We start from the raw sequence: 19,786 nt of genomic DNA, 5'->3' as shown, positions 1-19,786 counted from the left end.
GGACTGCAATCCCCATAATTCGAACCCTGTCCTCAGTCGTCAAGAGACTCCCCCTCGGGCAGTTCATCCTTGGGCAGGATGTCTATCTGGGGCTCTTTCAACACCGCCTTGTTGGCAATGCTTCTTTCCAGGGAGAGCAGGAGGGAGGGCAGCAGGATGAGGTTTGCGAGCATGGCGAAAAGCAGAGTAGCCGAGACCAGAGCACCCAGGGCCACGGTGCCCCCAAAACTCGAGAGAACAAAAACGGAAAAGCCGAAGAACAGTACGATAGAGGTATAGAACATGCTCACGCCGGTCTCCCTGAGGGCGGCGTAGACCGACTTCTGTATACGCCAGCGATTGGCCGTCAACTCCTGTCTGTACTTGGCCAGGAAATGTATCGTATCGTCCACCGAGATCCCGAAGGCAATACTGAAGACGAGGATGGTGGAGGGTTTTATCGGCACGCCCACAAACCCCATCACCCCGGCCGTGATAACCAGCGGAAGCAGGTTGGGGATCAGAGAGATCACGATCATCCTGAAAGACCGGAAGAGGTAGGCCATAAAAAGAGCGATCAGCCCGATGGCGAGAGCCAGGGAGAGGATCAGGTTTTTAACCAGGTATTTGGTGCCTTTTAAAAAGAGCAGTGCCTTCCCGGTCAAAGAGGTATTGTAACGGTCTTCAGGGAAGGTCTTTGTCAGGTTCTCACGCAGCCTCATCTCTATCTCCTCCATCCGCTCGGTCTTTACGTCCTTGATAAAGGTGGTGATCCGGGCTACCTGTCCGGTGCTGTCCACGAAATTCTTAAGCAGGTCGCTTTCTCCTTTCGACTTCCGCGCCACGTCCATGATAAAGGTATTTTCCTGGGAGGTCGGTAACTGATAATACCTCGGGATGCCATTGTAAAAAGCCTGTTTGGAGTATTTGACCAGGTCGACCACAGAGGTGGGTCGCGACAATTCGGGGAATTCCCTGATCACCTCGCTGAACTCCTCCATCCGGCGTAGGTTGGCCGACCTCAGTACGCCGTTCTTCCGTTCGGTGTCTACCACGATCTCCACGGGCATGATCCCGTCGAATTCCTTTTCAAAAAAGCGAATGTCCTTAAAGAAAGGGGCATTCTTTGGCATATCCTCTATGGGGCTTCCCGAGATCCTGATCTGGTAGATGCCGATGATACTCACCACCAGCAGGATCACGGAAGTGATATATACACTGATGCGCCTTTCCCTGACTATGCGTTCCATCCAGTTGACAAAAGCATCGATCCACCGCTTGTTGAGGTGTTTCAGGTGCTTTGTTTTTGGAAGGGCCATAAAGCTGTATACGATGGGGATGATCAGGAGGGAGAGGATAAAGATAAAGATGATGTTGATGGAGGCGACGATCCCGAACTCGGTCAGCAACTTGCTGTCTGTGATGATAAAGGTGGCGAACCCTGAAGCCGTGGTAATGTTGGTCATGAGGGTGGCATTGCCGATCTTGGAGATCACCCTTTGGAGTGAAAGGGCCTGATTACCGTGTTTCTTCACTTCCTGCTGGTACTTGTTGATCAGGAAGATACAGTTGGGGATCCCGATGACGATGATCAAAGGAGGGATCAGGGCGGTGAGTACCGTGATCTCATATCTCAGTAATCCGAGGATGCCGAAGGCCCACATCACGCCAATGATCACGACGCACATGGAAATAAAGGTGGCCCTAAAGCTCCTGAAAAAGAAAAAGAAGATCAGGGAGGTCACGACCAGGGCTGCGGTGATGAACATCCCGATCTCATCAATGATGTTCTGGGAGTTCATGGTCCTGATGTAGGGCATCCCAGAAATACGGACATCCAATCCGGTTTCCCCTTCAAAATTATGGATGAGCGTATGGAAGTCGTTCAGGATAAAATCCTTCCTCACTGAGGTATTGACGATGTCTTTGTCGAGATAGACGATGGTCCTTATGGTCTCGCTCTCCTTGTTGAAAAGCAGCTGGTCATAGAAGGGCAGGTCATTGAAAAGGCGAGTTCTGAGACTATCCAGCTCTTCCTGGGTTTCCGGCTCTTTTTCCAGGAATGGTTTGAGTTTGAACTCCTGCAGATCATTGTCTTTTACCAGTTCCTGGAGGTTGTCAGTGGAAAGAACGAATTCCACCTCTGGGAAGGCAGCGAGTTGTTTGCTGAGGACGTTCCAGCGATTGAATTTATCCGGGGTGAACAAGGTCGAATCTCGCACTGCCAGCACGATGGCGTTCCCTTCTTCCCCGAATCTGCTGAGGAATTCCTCGTATTCAATATTGGTGGGGTGGTCATCCGGCAACAGGTTGGCTTCCGTATTGGAGAAGCGCATGTTTTGCCACTGAAATCCGAAGAAGACCGTTATGGCAGCGATGAGTACAAGGATCAGGATACGGTTTCTGAGAATGATCCTGGCCGTCCTGGTCCAAAAGTTTTGTGAGAGCTTTGCTACCATTATAAATTCAAAAATGCCCTGAGAGGTCCTTTGTATGGCCGTGAATCTCCGAAAGTGAATCGAAAGGGCCCGGTCGGGAAACAGGGACTTCTCTAAAGCGGGTCAAAGGTAGAAAATGCGGGTCAGTGTTCCTAGTGTATACCCGGCGAATCCTCTATCTTTATCAAATAGTAATCAGGGGAATAAGGAAGATCCCAATGTCTGAACACAAGAAATTCTGGAAATTCGAGCGAAAGGTCTACAGGGTGCTGATCGTCCTTTGTACGCTGGTGCTGGTGGCAGCTATAGTCGCCTGGTATATTTCAGGGGGAGAAGGGAAATTATAGGACGGAAGCCCAAACCTCAGACCTTCATGATCTCGGCCTCTTTCACTTCCAGGATCTTGTCTATCCTCGTGACATAAGAATCCGTGAGTTCCTGAATGTCGATAATGGCATTCTTTTCGAGGTCCTCGGAAATGTCGAGGTTTTTGATCTCCTTGTTGGCCTCCTGTCTGGCGCTGCGCACCCCAACCTTGGCGTCCTCCGCTTCGGCCTTAGCCTGCTTGACCAGTTGGAACCTGCGTTCCTCTGTAAGAGGGGGGACATTAATGATCACATAGTCCCCATTGTTCATGGGGTTGAATCCCAGATTGGCATTCATAATCGCGGTCTCTATGACCTGCAGCATATTTTTTTCCCATGGCTGTACCGAAATGGTCCTGGCGTCAGGGGTATTGATGTTGGATACTTGGGAAAGGGGGGTCATGGAACCGTAATATTCTACCATAACGGAAGACAGCATAGCCGGACTCGCCTTCCCGGCCCTGATCTTTACCAGTTCTTTCTCCAGATGCTTAATGGCAGCATCCATGCTCTCTTTGGCAGAATCTATGACAAAATCAACCTCTTCGTTCATGAAATGAATTTAAAAACAAAATAACACAAAATTTTGAAAAACTAAAGGTTCACCACCGTTCCGATGTTCTGTCCGGAGACGATCTTGAGCAGGTTGCCCTTTTTGTTCATATCGAAGACGACGATGGGCAATTCGTTTTCCTGACTCAGGGTAAAGGCTGTGGTGTCCATAACCTTTAAACCCTTTCGAAGGACCTCGTTAAAGGAGATGGTGTCGAACTTGGTCGCATTCTTATCCTTTTCAGGGTCGCTTGTGTAAATGCCGTCTACCCTTGTGCCTTTGAGTATCACATCTGCTTCTATCTCGATAGCCCTGAGGACTGCCGCGGAATCGGTGGTAAAATACGGATTACCCGTCCCTCCTCCGAAGATCACCACCCGACCTTTTTCAAGGTGTCTCATGGCCCTCCTCCTGATAAAGGGTTCTGCCACTTCATTGATCTTGATGGCGGATTGAAGGCGGGTCTGTACGCCTTTGATTTCCAGGGCGCTTTGCAGGGCGAGACCGTTGATCACGGTTGCCAGCATCCCCATATGATCGCCCTGAACACGGTCCATACCGCTGCTGGCGCCGGCCAGTCCGCGAAAGATGTTCCCACCTCCGATGACGATAGCTACTTCGATCCCTTTTTCGACCACCTCTTTGATCTCATCGGCGTAGGCTGCCAGTCTTCCGGGATCTATCCCGTATTGCTTTTCACCCATCAGGGCCTCGCCACTGAGTTTGAGAAGGATTCGTTTATAAGCCATCGTCAGGTATTATTTGCAGACAAAAATAGTCAAAATTATTGAGGGCAAATCTCTATCTTTCTCCTTAAACTTTAAGTAATTTTAAGCGGCCATTTCACGAAACCATCAGAATGGCAAGGTCTTCCGCTTTAAAAACATATTGGATGTACAAAAACCTCTTCCTGGTTACCTCCCTGGCTCTTCTTCTCGGCTGTGGTGCGGCCAAATCAATAGCCACCGGTACTGAAAACCCGGTTCGGGTCAAAATCGACTTGCTAAACTCAGTGAATGACCAAGTCATGGTCCAGGTAGATCCCGGTCCTTTCGCGGAAAAGGAGGTCCTCTTCCTGATTCCAAAAACGGTTCCCGGCACTTATAGCGAAGACGATTTTGGCCAATACATCGAAGACCTGGTGGCGTTAGACTATAAGGGGAATCCACTCGAAACAGAAAGGAGGGACAACAACACCTGGCTTATTAAGGATGGGCGTAACCTGGATATGGTGCGCTATGCGGTCAATGATACCTTCGATTCGGAAACGGAAGTTGAGGACCCCGTTTTTTCCCCTGCGGGCACTAACATCCTCGCAGGAGAGAATTACCTGCTCAACCTGCACGGCTTTGTAGGGTATTTTAAAGGGTATACCGAAGTGCCCTACGAACTGGAGATCCAATCCCCTCCTTCCCTTGAACCCACTACCTCTCTAAAGAGGATGAACGGGAGCCAAGCCTCAAATTCACAAAACCTCTTCCGCGCAAAAAGGTACTTTGAGGTGATTGACAACCCCATCATGTATGCCAAACCTAATTCTGTCACCTTTCGCTTGTCTGACATCGAGGTGACCCTCAGCGTGTACTCCCCCAATGGAACCTATTCTGCCAAGGACCTGCATCCCAAAATGGAAACCATGATGCGGGCACAAAAGGAATTCCTCGGATCGCTGAGTGGAACCCAGACCTATACCATCCTCCTCTACCTCTCCCAGGCAAACGAAACCGATGCCATGGGATTTGGCGCACTGGAGCACCATACCTCAACAGTGTTGATTCTTCCTGAAATGCTCCCCAGACCTGCCCTGGAAGAAGCCATGGTAGATGTGGTCTCCCATGAATTTTTCCATACACTTACACCCCTTTCCGTGCATTCAAGGGAGATACAGTTTTTTGATTACAACGAGCCTGAAATGTCCATGCATCTCTGGATGTACGAAGGGACGACCGAATATTTTGCCAATTTGTTCCAGGTACAGAAAGGCCTGATCACAGACGGGGATTTTTTGGACAGGATGGCTGAGAAGATCTCTAATTCAAAAGCCTTTGACGACACCATGTCCTTTACCGTCATGAGTAAGAATGTACTGGAGTCGCCTTACAAGGAGAACTATCAGAATGTGTATGAAAAAGGTACACTGATCAATATGTGTCTCGATATTTTGCTCCGGGAAAAAAGTCGGGGGGAAAAGAGCATGCGCTGGCTGATGGTTCAGCTCGCCTCCAAATACAACGAAAATACACCCTTTAACGATCCGGAGCTCATAGGGGAGATCACCGCCATGACCTATCCCGAGGTCGGGGAATTCTTCTCGAGACACGTACAGGGAGATCAACCTATCCCCTATGAGGACTACCTCCTGAAAACAGGCCTGAAAGTGGAGCAAGGAGAGGTTCCTGCATCCTATTTTTTTAGGGGACAGATCCCGTATATAGATGCAGATCCGTCGGATATGGATACTATTTTTATTCAGAAGGGAATGGAACTGAACTCTTTTTTGAAAGGCCTTGGGGCCAAAGGGGGGGATGTGATCCTCGAGATCAACGGGGTGCCTATTACCCTCGACAGTATGAGGGCGATCGTGGGGGAGAGTTTTTCCTGGGACTCAAAAAAGGATATCCTGATGAGCGTCATGAGAGACGGGGAGAAGTTCGAGCTATCCGGCAAGGCCGGTATTCCCACGTATACTGAACGGAAAATCTCAGAAATGGAAGGGGTTACGGAAGAGGCTCTCGAGCTGAGGAAATCCTGGTTACATCCATAAAAAAACCGCCTCTTTGCGGGAGGCGGTTCGTCATCTTTTCCAGGGAACTTATCCCAGGGCAACTCTTGCAAATCCTGTTACCTCCAGGTTTTTGTCCACGGATTTTACGTACTGGGCAACGCTCATCTTGCTGTCCTTGATAAAATCCTGATTCACCAGGGTATTGTCCTTGAAGAAACGCTGCAGTTTACCCTGTGCGATCTTGTCGAGCATGGCTTCCGGTTTTCCTTCTTGCCTTAACTGGTCCTTGGCGATCTCAATCTCCTTGTCAATGGTCTCCTGGTCCACACCGGAAGGGTCCAGAGCAACTGGAGCCATTGCGGCTGCCTGCATGGCCACATCTTTGGCGGCCTCTTCTGCTCCGTCAACAGCGGCTGACAGACCCACGAGGGTAGCGATCTTGTTGCCCGCATGGATATAGGAACCCACAAAGGGAGCTGCCAGTTTCCGGAAGCCACCGATCTCTATCTTTTCACCGATCACTCCGGTCTGCTCGGTGAGCTTTTCCTGTACGGTGATCCCGTTGTAATTTGCATTCAGGAGGGATTCCTTGTCATTGAAACCCAAAGCCAGTTCGGCCAGGTCATTGGCCAGGCTCACGAACGATTCGTTCTTTGCAACAAAATCAGTTTCGCAGTTCAGGGAGATGATCACCCCCTGCGTTTTGTCCTTGTTGACCTTAGCTATGGCAGCACCTTCTGAAGATTCCCGGTCTGCCCTTTTGGCGGCAACTTTCTGTCCTTTTTTGCGCAGGATCTCTATTGCCTTGTCAAAATCACCCTCGGCTTCAACCAGGGCGTTCTTGCAATCCATCATCCCGGCTCCGGTGGTCTTTCTCAGTGTGTTTACGTCAGCAGCGGTAATTTTTACCATCATGTCCTTTTTTTATCGATGCCATTAATGGCTATCCTAATTATTGATTGAATTTGATTTATTCTACGCCTGCCTTGGCATTATCCTGCCATTCTTTCAATTCGTCCCATTTGCCTTCGGCAGCCATCTTGGCTTGTTTTGGCCATGATGCAGGATTCTTGGAAGCGTATCGTGAACCGGCTTCAGCGAGGATGACCTTGAGGTCGTCCTCTGTTTTCTCTGCCAGATCGGCAAAGGTCCTCACGCCTGCCTTTTTGAAGACTTCTGCGATCTTAGGACCTATTCCTTCTACTTTGGTCAGGTCGTCTGCAGCTGGCTTTTTTACTTTCTTGGGAGCCTCTTTCTGTACTTCCTCTTCGATCACTTCAGCCAGATCCTCTACTTCCGGAGCTGCCACGGCTTTTGGGGCCTCTTCTTCGTCCTCTTCTACCTCAACAACGGCTTTTTTCTTAGCCTTAGGGGCTTTCTCCTCTTTTCCTTCGTCATCATCCTGCTTCTCAGACTTTCGCTCGGTCAAACCTTCTGCAACGGCATTGGTCACATGGGTCATAATGATCTCGATAGACTTGGAAGCATCGTCATTGGAAGGGATCACAAAGTCGATAGGCCTTGGATCGGAATTGGTATCCACCATAGCGAAGATGGGGATGTTCAATTTCTGTGCTTCTTTAACGGCGATGTGCTCTCGCATGGTATCAACGATAAAGAGCGCACCGGGAAGTCTGGTCATCTCGGAAATGGAGCCGAGGTTTTTTTCCAGCTTTGCACGCAAACGGTCTACCTGCAATCTTTCCTTTTTGGAGAGGGTATTGAAGGTTCCGTCCTTCTTCATCCGGTCTATGGATGCCATTTTTTTAACGGCCTTGCGGATGGTCACAAAGTTGGTCAACATTCCGCCTGGCCACCTCTCGGTGATATACGGCATGTTCACATTGGCCACTTTTTCGGCCACGATGTCCTTTGCCTGTTTCTTGGTAGCCACGAAGAGGATTTTCCTTCCTGAGGAAGAAATCTTTTTGAGGGCCTCACAGGCATCCTCCAACTTGGCTGCAGTCTTGTAAAGGTTGATAACATGGATCCCGTTGCGTTCCATATAGATATATGGGGCCATGTTGGGATTCCATTTTCTGGTGAGGTGTCCAAAATGTACACCTGCCTCTAGGAGGTCTTTTACTTCTACTTTTTTTGCCATTTGTCTTAGTTTACGTTCTTTGGAATTAGCAATGCCAAAGTGGTATTCCTGTACGGAAAGCCTCTGACATTTAGATGCTAAACTAAATTTTACCGGGTCAGGTTATCCCTGGGAATGACCTGTAACTTCCGGAATTTTAAGTGTCCCATGACAAGGGACTTTCAATGAACTTGGGTTAATAATCGTTCGGGCTTTGTGAGCCCAATATTCAAAATCTTAACGCTTGGAGAACTGGAATTTCTTCCTCGCTTTTTTCTGACCGTATTTCTTTCTCTCGACCATCCTTGGGTCCCTGGTGAGCAGACCTTCTGGTTTCAGGGTCTGTCTGTTCTCTTCATCGATCTCGCAAAGAGCCCTTGAAAGAGCCAGCCTGATGGCTTCGGCCTGACCGGTGATCCCGCCTCCGTACACATTTACCTTAACGTCATAAGCGTCGTCATTGCCTGTAAGAGAAAAAGGCTGTTTTACCTTGTACTGCAGGGTGGCAGTTGGGAAGTAATCGGCCAGATCACGGCTGTTCACGGTGATGGCACCCTTCCCTTTAGAGAGATATACACGGGCTACGGCTGTTTTCCTTCTGCCTATTTTATGTACTACATCCATTACTTGAGGTCGTTGAGGTTAATTAGAGTGGGTTTTTGAGCTTCTTGCTGATGTTCGGATCCCGCGTATACCTTGAGGTTCCTGAACAACTCAGCTCCTAATTTGTTCTTGGGCAGCATTCCTTTTATGGCTTTTTCAACAACAGCCGAAGGATTCTTTGCTTTCAGCTCACTGGCCGTGAGTGAACGCTGTCCTCCAGGATACCCGGTGTGCCGGATGTAGGTCTTTTGATCCCACTTGTTTCCGGACAGTTGTACCTTTTCGGCATTGATCACGATCACGTTGTCACCGCAATCCACATGAGGAGTAAAATTGGGTTTATTCTTTCCCCTCAGGATAGAAGCCACTTTAGAGGCCAGTCTTCCGAGTGTCTGACCATCCGCATCTACCAGCAACCATTGCTTCTCCACGGTAGCTTTATTGGCTGAAACAGTCTTGTAGCTCAATGTATCCACTACGTCTTCTTTTAATGTTAAACCTTTTTTCCCGAATAACGGGCTGCAAATGTACAATTATTAAGTTGAATTACAAATGGTTGTTTTTCTCTTTTTAAATTTTTTTATACGATTTTACGATCCCTCTACAGGTCAAAGATACGGGAATGGGTATCGGAAACGTTCCCCAGGTTTTATCAAAGTATACTTTTCAAAGGTTTCAGGCGTTAATAAGGGTAACTGTAAACTTGTGATGATGATCAAGAAGGCAATATTCTATATGGTATTTGGGTTGTTCCTGAGTGGATGTTCCACCGATAAGATGGCTGATGCCTCCACTGATAGTATTCTGGGGACATGGGAATTGACCGCTCTCGACCTCAATGAAGGTTCGGCAAGCACTGAGGAGGAATTCGCTCAGGACATTCTCGATCTGCTCTCCGCCTCGAATTGTTATCTCCTGACGCTTACCTTTGAAGAAGACGGCACCCTGGTTACCACGGATGCCACCAATTATCTGGAAATAGGAGTTAATGGCCAGGGGACGGGACTGGAGGTCCCATGTCCGACTCAAAGGGATACCTATAACTCCACCTACACCTACGCTGAAGGTGTCCTCACCTTTATCGATGAAAACCAGCAAACCGTTTCTGTGGAAGTAACCATCAGCGGCAATGTTATGGTCTTGTCGGCTCAGGATCTCGATGTGGAAAACTTCAATGCCGGAGGAAACCTCCTTTTTACAAAAAGGTAAGGGTCCTCAGTACTTACACACCCAGTATATTTTTCGTGATATAGGGTTCGAAGCATTTAGTGGGCTTCAAGCCAGTTCGACCCCACACCGATCTCTACATCCAGCGGTACCTTCAGGGTATAGGCCGACTCCATTGATTCTTTGATCAGGTCGCTTACCTTTTCAAGTTCTGGTTTATAAACATCGAAAACCAGTTCGTCATGGACCTGAAGCAGCATTTTGGTCTTAAACCCTCCTTCTTCCAGTTTTCGGTGAATGTCGATCATGGCGATCTTTATGATGTCAGCGGCGCTACCCTGTATGGGCGCGTTGATGGCATTCCTCTCAGCGGCTCCCCGGACCACGGCATTGCTCCCGTTGATGTCCTTCAGGTACCTGCGCCGGCCCAGGACGGTTTGGACGTATCCATGCTCACGCGCAAAATCGACCTGGTCTGCCATATACTTCCTCAGCTTTGGATAAGTTTTGTAATAGGTGTCAATGAGTTCCTTGGCCTCCGTCCTGTTCAGGTCGGTCTGATTGCTCAGCCCAAAAGCGGATACCCCGTAGATGATCCCGAAATTTACGGTTTTCGCATTGGCCCTCTGCTCCCGGGTGACCTCCTCCAGGGGTACGTTGAAGACCTTGGAGGCAGTAGAGGCGTGGATGTCCTCCCCTTTTCGGAAGGCTTCTATCATGGTATCCTCATCGCTCAGGGCGGCTATGATCCTCAGTTCTATCTGGGAATAGTCTGCTGCGAGCAATACGTGGTCCTCATCTCTGGGTATGAATGCCTTTCGCACTTCCCTTCCCCTTTCCGTCCGGATGGGGATATTCTGCAGGTTGGGGTTGTTACTGCTGAGTCGGCCTGTAGCCGCCACGGTTTGCATGTAGTCTGTATGCACCCGGCCGGTGCGCTCCTCCACCTGAGAGGGCAAGGCATCCACATAGGTGCTCTTTAGTTTGGTGAGGCCCCGGTATTCCAGAACGTCCCTGATGATCTGGTGGTCCTTGGCGAGGTAGGAAAGCACATCCTCTGCGGTGGAATACTGCCCGGTTTTGGTCTTTTTCGGTTTGTGTACGAGTTTGAGCTTGTCGAAAAGGATCTCACCCAGTTGTTTTGGAGATCCGATATTAAAGGTCTCACCTGCTTCCTCGTAGATCTTTTTTTCCAGGGATGCGATATCCTTGTCGAGTTGTCCTGAAAGACCTTTTAAAAATTCCTGGTCGAGGTTGATCCCTTCCAGCTCCATATCGGCCAGAACCCTGAGCAGGGGTATCTCGATTTCCCTGAACAGTTTCATCGTCTCTGCCTCTTTCAGCTCTTTTTCAAAATGCCGGGCAAGTTGCAGGGTCACGTCCGCATCCTCAACCGCGTACTCGGTCTGTTTATCGAGGTCGACCTCCCTCATACTCAGCTGGTTCTTTCCTTTTTTGCCTATGAGTTCGGTGATGGAAACTGGAGTATAATTGAGGTAGGTTTCGGAGAGCACATCCATGTTGTGTCTCATATCGGGGTTGATCAGGTAGTGGGCCAGCATGGTGTCGAATAGGGGGCCTTTTACCTCTACGCCGTATTTGCGCAGTACCTTGATGTCGTATTTGAGGTTCTGCCCTACCTTTTCGATCCCTGTGGAAGCAAAGAAAGGCCTGAGTTTGTCTATCAGGGCATCTGCTTCTTCCCGCTTTTCCGGGAAAGGGAGGTAGAAGCCCTTTCCGGCCTCCCAGGAAAAGGCGATTCCAACCAGTTCTGCCTCAATGGGGTTGAGGGAGGTGGTTTCTGTGTCGAAACAGACCTTTGCCTGTTTCATCAGATTAGACAGGAATAGTTCCAGGGCCATCCCCCCTTGCACACTCTGGTAGACATGGGGGACGTCCTTGATGGTCTTCCTGCTGGAGACCACTTCCAGGGTAGCTGGTTCCTCTCCATGGTTGCCAAAAAGGGTGAACTGCCCGCTGCCCGCAGCCTCTGCCTGTTTTTTCCCGGTTTCCGTACTGGTGACCATGGTGGGAGTGCCTTCCGTCTCTCCTGAAAAGATCTTGATAAACTGTTCCCTGAGTCGGCGGAACTCCAGTTCCTCAAAGATCTCCTGTACTTTCTCATTGTCTGGAGCGGATAGTTCGTAATCTTCGGCGTCAAAGGTGACATCACAGGTCACGCAAATGGTGGCCAGTTGCTTGGAGATCCTCCCCAGCTCTGCGTGTTCTTCCACACGTTCCTTCATCTTCCCCTTGAGCTTGTCCGTGTTTTCCAGCAGGCCTTCCACAGAACCGAATTCCGCGATAAATTTCTTGGCGGTCTTTTCGCCCACCCCGGGAAAACCGGGTATATTGTCGGAGGCATCCCCCATCATGCCCAGGTAGTCTATGACCTGCTCGGGACGTTCTACCCCAAAGCGTTTCTGTACCTCCGGTATTCCCCATATCTCTATCCCATTGCCCATCCGTGCGGGGCGGTACATAAAGATGTTCTCGGAGACCAGCTGGCCAAAATCCTTGTCAGGGGTCACCATAAAGACCTTGTACCCTTCCTTTTCGGCCTGTTTGGCCAGGGTACCTATGATATCGTCGGCCTCCAGACCTGAGATCTCCACGCAGGGGATATGCATGGCCTTGAGGATCTTCTGTATGTAGGGTACCGCGATTTTGATGGCATCAGGGGTCTCATCGCGGTTGGCCTTGTATTCGGGGAAAAGTTCCGTGCGTTCGGCACTCCCATCCTTGTCGAAGCAAACGGCAAGGTGGTCCGGTTTCTCCCGTTTGATCACATCGAAAAGGGAATTCATAAATCCCATAATAGCTGAGGTATCCATCCCTTTCGAATTGATCCTCGGGTTCTTGATCAGGGCGTAATATCCCCGAAAGATCAGGGCATAGGCATCCAGCAGAAAAAGTCGTTTTTGTTCGGCCATGAAGGAATTTTAAGCGGTTCCCAAAACTACAAAGAATATATGCCAAACTAAAGGGTCTGGCGTCAATATACGTTCAACTTTTGATATAGCTGGCAGCCGGAATATTCTCATGTCCGGCTGTGCTGTATTTCCGGTAGGAAAAACCGGGATGTATACAAAAGGCCCCGGTTTCCCCGGCCTTGTTCACCGCTATAAAGCCGATCTGTATGTCCCTGTAGTTCTCTTTTTTGGCAATGATCCTCCTCACGCCTTCCTCACAGGCTTCCTGGGGGGATTTTCCCTGTCGCATCAATTCCACGATAAGGAAGCTTCCCACGGTTCGGACCACCTCTTCTCCCATCCCGGTAGCCGTGGCACCGCCTACCTCATTGTCTACGAACAACCCGGCGCCGATGATAGGGGAATCGCCTATCCTCCCGGCCATCTTATAGGCCATGCCACTGGTGGTGCAAGCCCCTGCGATATCCCCATTGGAGTCGATGGCGAGCATGCCTATGGTATCGTGGTTCTCGATGTTGATGACAGGCTCGTATTTCGAGGTCTTTTTCCATTCCAGCCATTCCTGGCGGGATTTCTCGGTGAGCAGGTCTTCCTCAGGAAACCCCATTTCCAGTGCAAATTTTTTGGCGCCTTCCCCGGCCAGCATCACGTGGGGTGTTTCTTCCATGACCTTTCTGGCCACGGATACGGCATGGACGATATCCCTCAAATAAACGACGGCCCCACAGCGGCTGTCCTTGTCCATGATACAGGCGTCCAGGGTCACATGCCCGTCCCGGTCTGGTCGGCCCCCTTTTCCGACCGACTGATTCTCCACATCGGCCTCCTCGACCATAACACCCTTTTCCACCGCATCCAGAGCTGTGCCCAGTCCATGGAGGACTTCGTAGGCTTTTGCCGTGGCATTGGGCACGTCCCAGGTGGCTATTACCATGGGGCCTGAAAGGGTTTTCGCTTCAACCTTCCGGCCTTCTGTCTCCTCTTTGCAGGCCGCAGCCCAGGCTCCCCCCATTAATGCTGCACCTCCGAGCCCGCTGTTTTTCAGGAACTTTCTTCTTTCCATACCATTGTGTTGATTACATTTATGCGATTAAAGATAGGGATTATGACCGTAGAAGTTTGCGTGACCTCACTCGAATCTGCGCGGATCGCAGAGCAGGCCGGAGCACAGAGAATTGAACTTTGCTCTGAGCTTTCCCTGGGCGGGATCACCCCTTCCTACGGCCTGATCAGGACCGTAAAGGAAGCCCTGAACATCCCGGTACACGTGCTCATCAGACCCAGAAGCGGAGATTTTACCTATTCTGAAGGGGAGTACCGGTCCATGCTCGAGGATATCGAGATCTGCAGGTCGCTCGGAGTGGAGGGTGTAGTCACCGGGGTGCTCGATGGAGACCTCCAGGTCGATTGGAAAAGGACCAGGGAACTACTAAAAGCCAGCGAGGGATTGAACCTTACCTTCCACAGGGCATTCGACTGGGTGCCCGACCCTGCCGGCGCCTTTCAAAGGCTACAGGAAATGGGAGTGCACACTTTGCTCTCCTCCGGCCAGGCCCCTTCAGCTGAAAAAGGACTTGGAGTATTGAGGGAATTGCTGGCCCTTTCCAACACTTGTACGGTAATGCCCGGAGGGGGGATCAGACCTGGTAATGCGAGGCTATTTAAGGAAGCGGGATTCCGCGCCATCCATCTTTCGGCCGGGAGGCCGGTAAAGAATACGGTCAAACCACCCCCCATACCGATGAGGTCGTCCTCATTCCTGTCGGAAAACGAGGTCCTCCGGGTGGATCCGGAGATGCTCGGGCAGGTGATCAAAAGCGTTAATTAAGTCTAAAAGAGCCGGATAAGGCTGACTAAAGAAATATATTTGCAAAAAAGTATATGCTTCGCTGGATCGTTTTTATTGCCATCTATTGTATCATGGGATTCTATTCCCTGCAGGCGATCAAAACAGCATCCCGCTTTCCCTGGGTCTATTACGCCTTCATGGCCCTGGGGCTTTTAGTCCTCGGCAATTTTATCTACCAGTTTACATTTGGCGATAGTGAAGGCAGTGTGCTCAACCGGCCCAAAAGTTATGCCTTCGGTTTTCTTATCGCCATGCTCACCTTTGAGATCATCACCATCGTATTCCTGTTCTCAGAGGACATCTTCAGGACGTTCTCGGCCCTGATAGCAAGAACATTCGGATCATCCACGGAGTTTAGCCTGCCGGCGCGTAGGCGCTTTTTGAGCATGATCGCCATGGGCATTGCGGCAATCCCGTTCGGGGCTCTGCTCTACGGGATGTACAGGGGGAAATACAATTTTAAGGTTCTGAAATACGATCTGGAATTTGAGGACCTCCCGGAGGGCTTCCACAACTACCGCATCACTCAGATATCAGATATTCACAGTGGGAGTTTTGACAATCGGAAGAAAATAGAGTATGCGGTAGACCTGATCAACCAGCAGGCCAGCGACGTGATCCTGTTCACAGGAGACATGGTCAATAATATTGCCCAGGAGATGGTACCCTGGAAGGATCTGTTCTCAACCCTGACCGCTAAGGACGGTAAGTTCTCCATCCTGGGTAACCACGATTACGGGGATTATGTGCGGTGGGAAACCCCGGAACTCAAAGCCCGGAACCTGGAAGCGCTGAAGGAACTGCAGAAAGAGATGGGGTTCGACCTCCTCCTGAACGAAAGCCGGTACCTGCAAAAGGGAGGTGATAAACTGGCCCTTGTTGGCGTGGAGAACTGGGGCAGGGGAGGATTCAAAAAGGCAGGGGATCTTAAAAAAGCCGTCAGCCAGATAAACAAGGACGATTTCAAGATCCTGATGAGTCACGATCCTTCGCATTGGGAGGATGTGGTGATACAGGACGAGTATCACTACCACCTCACCTTAAGCGGCCATACCCACGGCATGCAGTTCGGGATCGAGATACCCGGATGGGTAAAATGGAGTCCCGTGAAATGGCGCTATAAATACTGGGCGGGCATTTACGAAGAACTGGGGCAGTATATCAATGTGAATCGGGGATTTGGGTTCCTGGGCTATCCGGGTCGGGTCGGGATATGGCCGGAAATCACGGTCATCCGTCTCAGGAAGAAAGGACTAGTGTAAAAAATTCGTTAAAGAATACCCTCGAAGCCGTTGATTTCCTTGGTGTTTAACATTTTTTACTACATTTGATTTATAACCCAACTTGAAACTATGTCTAAATTCGGTGAACTGATAGATCTCAATGTGCCGGTTTTACTTGATTTCTATGCTGAATGGAATGAACAGTCCACGGCCATGCACCCGGTACTCAGGGATGTTGCGGCAGCCCTGGGAGACAAGGGCAAGGTGATCAAGATCGATGTGGACAAGAACAAGGAACTCTCACAGGCCCTCAGGGTTAAAGGCCTTCCCACCTTGATGATCTACAAAAAAGGTGAAATGGTATGGAGGCAGAGCGGTGAGCAGGACGCCAATACGCTCATCGGCATTCTGAACGAATATATTTAATCTTCAAATCCCGCAGCCGAACCGCAATCCATCATCAAGTGGGGTCTTACTAATTCTGTGGTTCTTCGATTTCCTCTACCAGGGCCGCATCCGTTTGAATTGTATCCGAGACGGGCACGGTATCTATGAGGTCTTCTCCCTCTGAATCTTCTTCGGGAAGTTCTTCCAGGAGGTCGTCCCGATAAAAATGACTGAACTGGTCGATCTGGTCATTGAAAATGGCCGTTTCCTTTTCTGCCATCTCGCGGTCATCATTTTCGATCAGGATGTCTATGATCCTCCGGTAACCTTCCATGTCCCCAATAATATCTTCCAGTTTGTCATACTGTTCGTCAAGGGGGGTTCCCTGATAATAAAACAGCCTGCTCTGGTAGATATCTTTGAGCTCCCTGAATAGTTCCCTCGCTTTGGTGGTCTCTCCCACCTTGTAATACCCATCCAGAAAGGGCACCACAAAAGTGTAGAATCCGTAATAGGCCACGGGCAGGTTTTCCATGGTAAGGTCGATGATCTCGCGGGCCTTGTCTATCTTGTTCTCCTCGATCAGCGCCTCTACCAGCCTGGCCAGGTTGCTTCGGAAGGACAGTCCCTGGGTGCGTGTCTGGGGATCGTGGTAGATATCCGGACTTCCCGAATTGCCCCATTCCCATCCTTTTACGATTTCGTACATAATGTCCGTGTCTATGCGTCCCATCTCATAGGAACTGGGGTTTTTGGTTTTGATGGGCACGAGTTTGTACGCCATTCCCTCTAACTGAAGGTAGTCCTTCATCCAGATGTATTCGGCCTTGTCAAAGCTGCCCCCGGAAAAATAGATAGGCCTTTTCCAATCGTTGTTAGCGATGATGTCGAGCATCATGATTCGGTTCTTGGGCAGGGCCTGTGGCAGGTCGATGTCAATATAATCCACGATCAGGGCAGAATCTTTTTCCTTCACCAGGCCGGACTCCAATACGTTCTTTTTATTGACGGGGATCCTGATCTTATTGGTTGGGTAATACACCAGATCGAGGGTGCTTTCCGAATACCCGCTGGTGTCTGCTCCCTGTTTTTCCAGGAGGGAACCCAGCTTGGTCTGTGGATTGTTGCTGCCGATCCAGTTCATAAAATCCTTGATGTCCCAGCGCTTGTCGGTGATCCCCTGGTAATAGATCACATCCCGGTTGCCGTACCGGTACAGGTCGTGAGTGAGCTGGGAAGGGATCGGATCGCTCCTGTATGCTTTCCGCTTCATCTGGTCCACATACCAGTCGGTGGCGAACAGGCTGGTGCAGATTACCCGAACATCGTTGCGATATCCTTCAATTTCCTGAACATACCACAGCGGGAAAGTATCGTTGTCTCCTATGGTGAACAGCATGGCCCCAGCCTCTTCCTGGCATGAATCCAGATAGGCCATGGCCGCAGACCTTGCCGTATACCGGCCAGACCGATCGTGGTCATCCCAGTTCTGGTAAGCCATCACACCGGGTACACTCAGCAGGCAGATTAGGGTGACTATCGGGGCCCAGATCTTGGGTTTCAGCAGTTTGCTGAATTCTTCGTATAGACCATATACTCCGATCCCTATCCAGATCGCAAAGATGTAGAAAGAGCCTACCAGAGAGTAGTCCCGTTCCCTGGGCTGAAAGATATACGGGTTGGTGTAGAACTGAATGGCAATACCCGTAAAGAGGAAGAATACGAACAGGACCCAGAATTGTTTTGGATTTTTAGATATTTGGAAGACCAGGCCGATTATTCCCAGTAAAAAAGGCAGGAAGAAGTAGGTATTCCTCCCCTTGTTCTCCAGGACATCTTTCGGCAGGTTTTCCTGGCTACCCAGGCGAAGGCTGTCGATGAAACCAATCCCGCTGAGCCATTCCCCATTCCCGTTGTAACGCCCCTGCACATCGTCCTGCTTCCCTACGAAATTCCACATAAAGTAACGCCAGTACATATACCCGAACTGAAACTGGACCATGTATTTGATATTCTCCCAGACGGTAGGGGGCTGTACTTCGAGGTATTCGCCGAACTGCCTGAGGAAACTGATGTATTGCCCTGCATCTATCTCCCCGTTGGCATAGCCGGTTTTCACCTGATTGACGGCCTTTTGTAATTCTTCATTGCTGGTAGTCATCCTGAAGTCGAGCGGCCCGAAAAACTTCATGTAGTTCTCGGCGTGCTGCTCACTCCACATCCTGGGCAGCGGCCCCATATGGTTGGGGTTGGGCCCCTGGATCGCATCCTCGTATTTATTGACAATCACGTATTTGCCAAGGGCTTCGTCCTTTTCGTACTTAGGCTTGTCATCCCTGTCGGGTCCGGGAGTGGCAAAGGCATCGGAATAATAGGCGCCGTAGATAGGACTGTCTACCCCCGGGTATTGTTCGCGGTTGTAATAGGCGAGGAGGGACCTGGCATCGGAAGGGTTGTTCTCGTTGATCACCACATTGGCATTCGCCCTGATGGGCAGCATCAGCCATGAGGAGAATCCCAGGAAGAGGAACATCCCACAAAGCACCATGGTATTAGCCGTCACATAGTTGTTCCTTCGGGTATAACTCAGGGCGTAGTAAAAGACTCCTGCGAAGATCAGGCCCATAATAATGGTCCCCGAATTGAAGGGCAGGCCTATGCTGTTGATAAAGAAAACCTCACTCCACCCGAAGAGTTTGAGCACATAGGTAAGGGAGAATTTATAGACCAGCATAAGGATGACCACCACTGAGAGGTTGGCGAGCAGGAAGTTCTTCACGGTGGTCGTTTTATACTTCTTAAAATAGTAGAGCAGGCCAATGGACGGAATGGCGAGGAACCCCATGAACTGGATCCCGAAAGTGAGGCCGACCACAAAGGAGATCAGGACTAAATATTTGTTGCCACGGGGGTGGTCCAGGTTGTCTGTCCATTTCAGGCCCAGCCACAGTAGCAGGGACATAATAAGACTGGCCATGGCATAGACCTCAGTCTCTACGGCGTTAAACCAGAAACTGTCAGAAAAGGTGAGGGCGAGGGAACCTACGACACCGCTGCCCAGGACCGCTATGGCCTGAGGATTGGATAAAGGTCCGCTTCCCGCGATGAGTTTTCGCGTGAGGTTGGTGATGGTCCAGAACATAAAAAGGATGGTAAAGGCACTGGACACCCCAGACATATAGTTCACCATTCTGGCAACCTGATCGGCCTCCAGGGCGAACATTGCAAAGAAAGCACCTATCATCTGGAACAGAGGGGCTCCCGGCGGGTGAGCTACCTGAAGTTTGGCCGAGGTGGTTATGTATTCCCCTGCATCCCACCAACTTCCGGTGGGTTCAACCGTAAGGCCGTAAACGATCAGGGCTATAAAAAAGACTCCCCAACCGGTCAGGGAGTCCCATTTATCGAAATTTTTTGATACCATCTGGTCTTGCTTTTTCCAACAAAGGCGAAATTACTAATTAAAAAATTTATGGGGATC

Annotated in this window: 16 protein-coding genes; 6 read left to right on the top strand and 10 right to left on the bottom strand. The window is 50.0% G+C overall.

Annotation, left to right across the window (positions count from 1 at the left end):
- Window positions 1–32 precede the first annotated feature (32 nt).
- A complete protein-coding gene (locus GWK09_RS03355; RefSeq protein WP_163691592.1) occupies window positions 33–2,438 on the bottom strand; it encodes an efflux RND transporter permease subunit in 2,406 nt (801 codons plus the stop codon).
- A 197-nt stretch (window positions 2,439–2,635) separates the two neighbouring features.
- Here GWK09_RS03355 and GWK09_RS15070 point away from each other — a divergent pair, with 197 nt between their 5' ends.
- Window positions 2,636–2,764, top strand: coding sequence for a hypothetical protein (locus tag GWK09_RS15070; protein ID WP_262886017.1), 129 nt, complete (start codon window positions 2,636–2,638; stop codon window positions 2,762–2,764).
- Window positions 2,765–2,780: 16 nt separating this feature from the next.
- Here GWK09_RS15070 and frr read toward each other — a convergent pair whose 3' ends face one another.
- Together frr and pyrH are read right to left on the bottom strand one after the other, a co-directional pair.
- Window positions 2,781–3,335 carry a ribosome recycling factor gene (gene frr / locus GWK09_RS03350; RefSeq protein ID WP_163691591.1) on the bottom strand — a complete coding sequence of 185 codons (555 nt, stop codon included), beginning with the start codon at window positions 3,333–3,335 and terminating at the stop codon, window positions 2,781–2,783.
- A gap of 41 nt (window positions 3,336–3,376) precedes the next feature.
- Complete coding sequence (gene pyrH / locus GWK09_RS03345; RefSeq protein WP_163691590.1) at window positions 3,377–4,084, bottom strand: UMP kinase; 708 nt, start codon at window positions 4,082–4,084, stop codon at window positions 3,377–3,379.
- Between the two features lie 143 nt (window positions 4,085–4,227).
- Here pyrH and GWK09_RS03340 point away from each other — a divergent pair, with 143 nt between their 5' ends.
- Window positions 4,228–6,099, top strand: coding sequence for a M61 family metallopeptidase (locus GWK09_RS03340; RefSeq protein ID WP_163691589.1), 1,872 nt, complete (start codon window positions 4,228–4,230; stop codon window positions 6,097–6,099).
- A 48-nt stretch (window positions 6,100–6,147) separates the two neighbouring features.
- On the opposite strand, the gene tsf is transcribed toward GWK09_RS03340, so the two are convergent.
- The 4 genes from tsf to rplM form a co-directional block, all read right to left on the bottom strand.
- On the bottom strand, window positions 6,148–6,972 hold the full coding sequence (gene tsf / locus GWK09_RS03335; RefSeq protein ID WP_163691588.1) for a translation elongation factor Ts: 825 nt from the start codon (window positions 6,970–6,972) through the stop codon (window positions 6,148–6,150).
- A 58-nt stretch (window positions 6,973–7,030) separates the two neighbouring features.
- On the bottom strand, window positions 7,031–8,164 hold the full coding sequence (rpsB, locus tag GWK09_RS03330) for a 30S ribosomal protein S2 (RefSeq protein ID WP_163691587.1): 1,134 nt from the start codon (window positions 8,162–8,164) through the stop codon (window positions 7,031–7,033).
- A 216-nt stretch (window positions 8,165–8,380) separates the two neighbouring features.
- A complete protein-coding gene (rpsI, locus tag GWK09_RS03325; protein ID WP_163691586.1) occupies window positions 8,381–8,767 on the bottom strand; it encodes a 30S ribosomal protein S9 in 387 nt (128 codons plus the stop codon).
- On the bottom strand, window positions 8,767–9,222 hold the full coding sequence (gene rplM, locus GWK09_RS03320; protein ID WP_163691585.1) for a 50S ribosomal protein L13: 456 nt from the start codon (window positions 9,220–9,222) through the stop codon (window positions 8,767–8,769). Before rplM ends, rpsI begins: the two co-directional genes overlap by 1 nt.
- A 235-nt stretch (window positions 9,223–9,457) precedes the next feature.
- Between rplM and GWK09_RS03315 the strand changes: the two genes are divergently transcribed.
- Window positions 9,458–9,955, top strand: a complete 498-nt coding sequence (locus tag GWK09_RS03315) for a lipocalin family protein (protein WP_163691584.1) — start codon at window positions 9,458–9,460, stop codon at window positions 9,953–9,955.
- Window positions 9,956–10,011: 56 nt separating this feature from the next.
- Here GWK09_RS03315 and polA read toward each other — a convergent pair whose 3' ends face one another.
- Window positions 10,012–12,846: a DNA polymerase I gene (gene polA, locus GWK09_RS03310; RefSeq protein WP_163691583.1), complete on the bottom strand. Its 2,835-nt coding sequence runs from the start codon at window positions 12,844–12,846 to the stop codon at window positions 10,012–10,014.
- 73 nt (window positions 12,847–12,919) lie between these two features.
- A complete protein-coding gene (locus tag GWK09_RS03305) occupies window positions 12,920–13,909 on the bottom strand; it encodes a N(4)-(beta-N-acetylglucosaminyl)-L-asparaginase (protein WP_163691582.1) in 990 nt (329 codons plus the stop codon).
- A gap of 42 nt (window positions 13,910–13,951) precedes the next feature.
- Between GWK09_RS03305 and GWK09_RS03300 the strand changes: the two genes are divergently transcribed.
- The 3 genes from GWK09_RS03300 (at window position 13,952) to GWK09_RS03290 (ending at window position 16,344) form a co-directional block, all read left to right on the top strand.
- Window positions 13,952–14,674: a copper homeostasis protein CutC gene (locus GWK09_RS03300; protein ID WP_163691581.1), complete on the top strand. Its 723-nt coding sequence runs from the start codon at window positions 13,952–13,954 to the stop codon at window positions 14,672–14,674.
- 53 nt (window positions 14,675–14,727) lie between these two features.
- A complete protein-coding gene (locus GWK09_RS03295; RefSeq protein ID WP_163691580.1) occupies window positions 14,728–15,957 on the top strand; it encodes a metallophosphoesterase in 1,230 nt (409 codons plus the stop codon).
- Window positions 15,958–16,047: 90 nt separating this feature from the next.
- Window positions 16,048–16,344, top strand: coding sequence for a thioredoxin family protein (locus GWK09_RS03290; RefSeq protein WP_163691579.1), 297 nt, complete (start codon window positions 16,048–16,050; stop codon window positions 16,342–16,344).
- Window positions 16,345–16,393: 49 nt separating this feature from the next.
- On the opposite strand, the gene GWK09_RS03285 is transcribed toward GWK09_RS03290, so the two are convergent.
- The gene (locus GWK09_RS03285; protein ID WP_163691578.1) at window positions 16,394–19,729 is read right to left on the bottom strand and encodes a glycosyltransferase family 117 protein; all 3,336 of its coding nucleotides are present in this window, start codon (window positions 19,727–19,729) and stop codon (window positions 16,394–16,396) included.
- Window positions 19,730–19,786 lie beyond the last annotated feature (57 nt).

This window comes from Muriicola jejuensis (genome assembly GCF_010671595.1).
GTDB classification, from domain to species: domain Bacteria; phylum Bacteroidota; class Bacteroidia; order Flavobacteriales; family Flavobacteriaceae; genus Muriicola; species Muriicola jejuensis.
The sequence above is the reverse complement of the archived record's forward strand: the minus strand, read 5'-3'. Positions and strand labels throughout refer to the sequence as shown.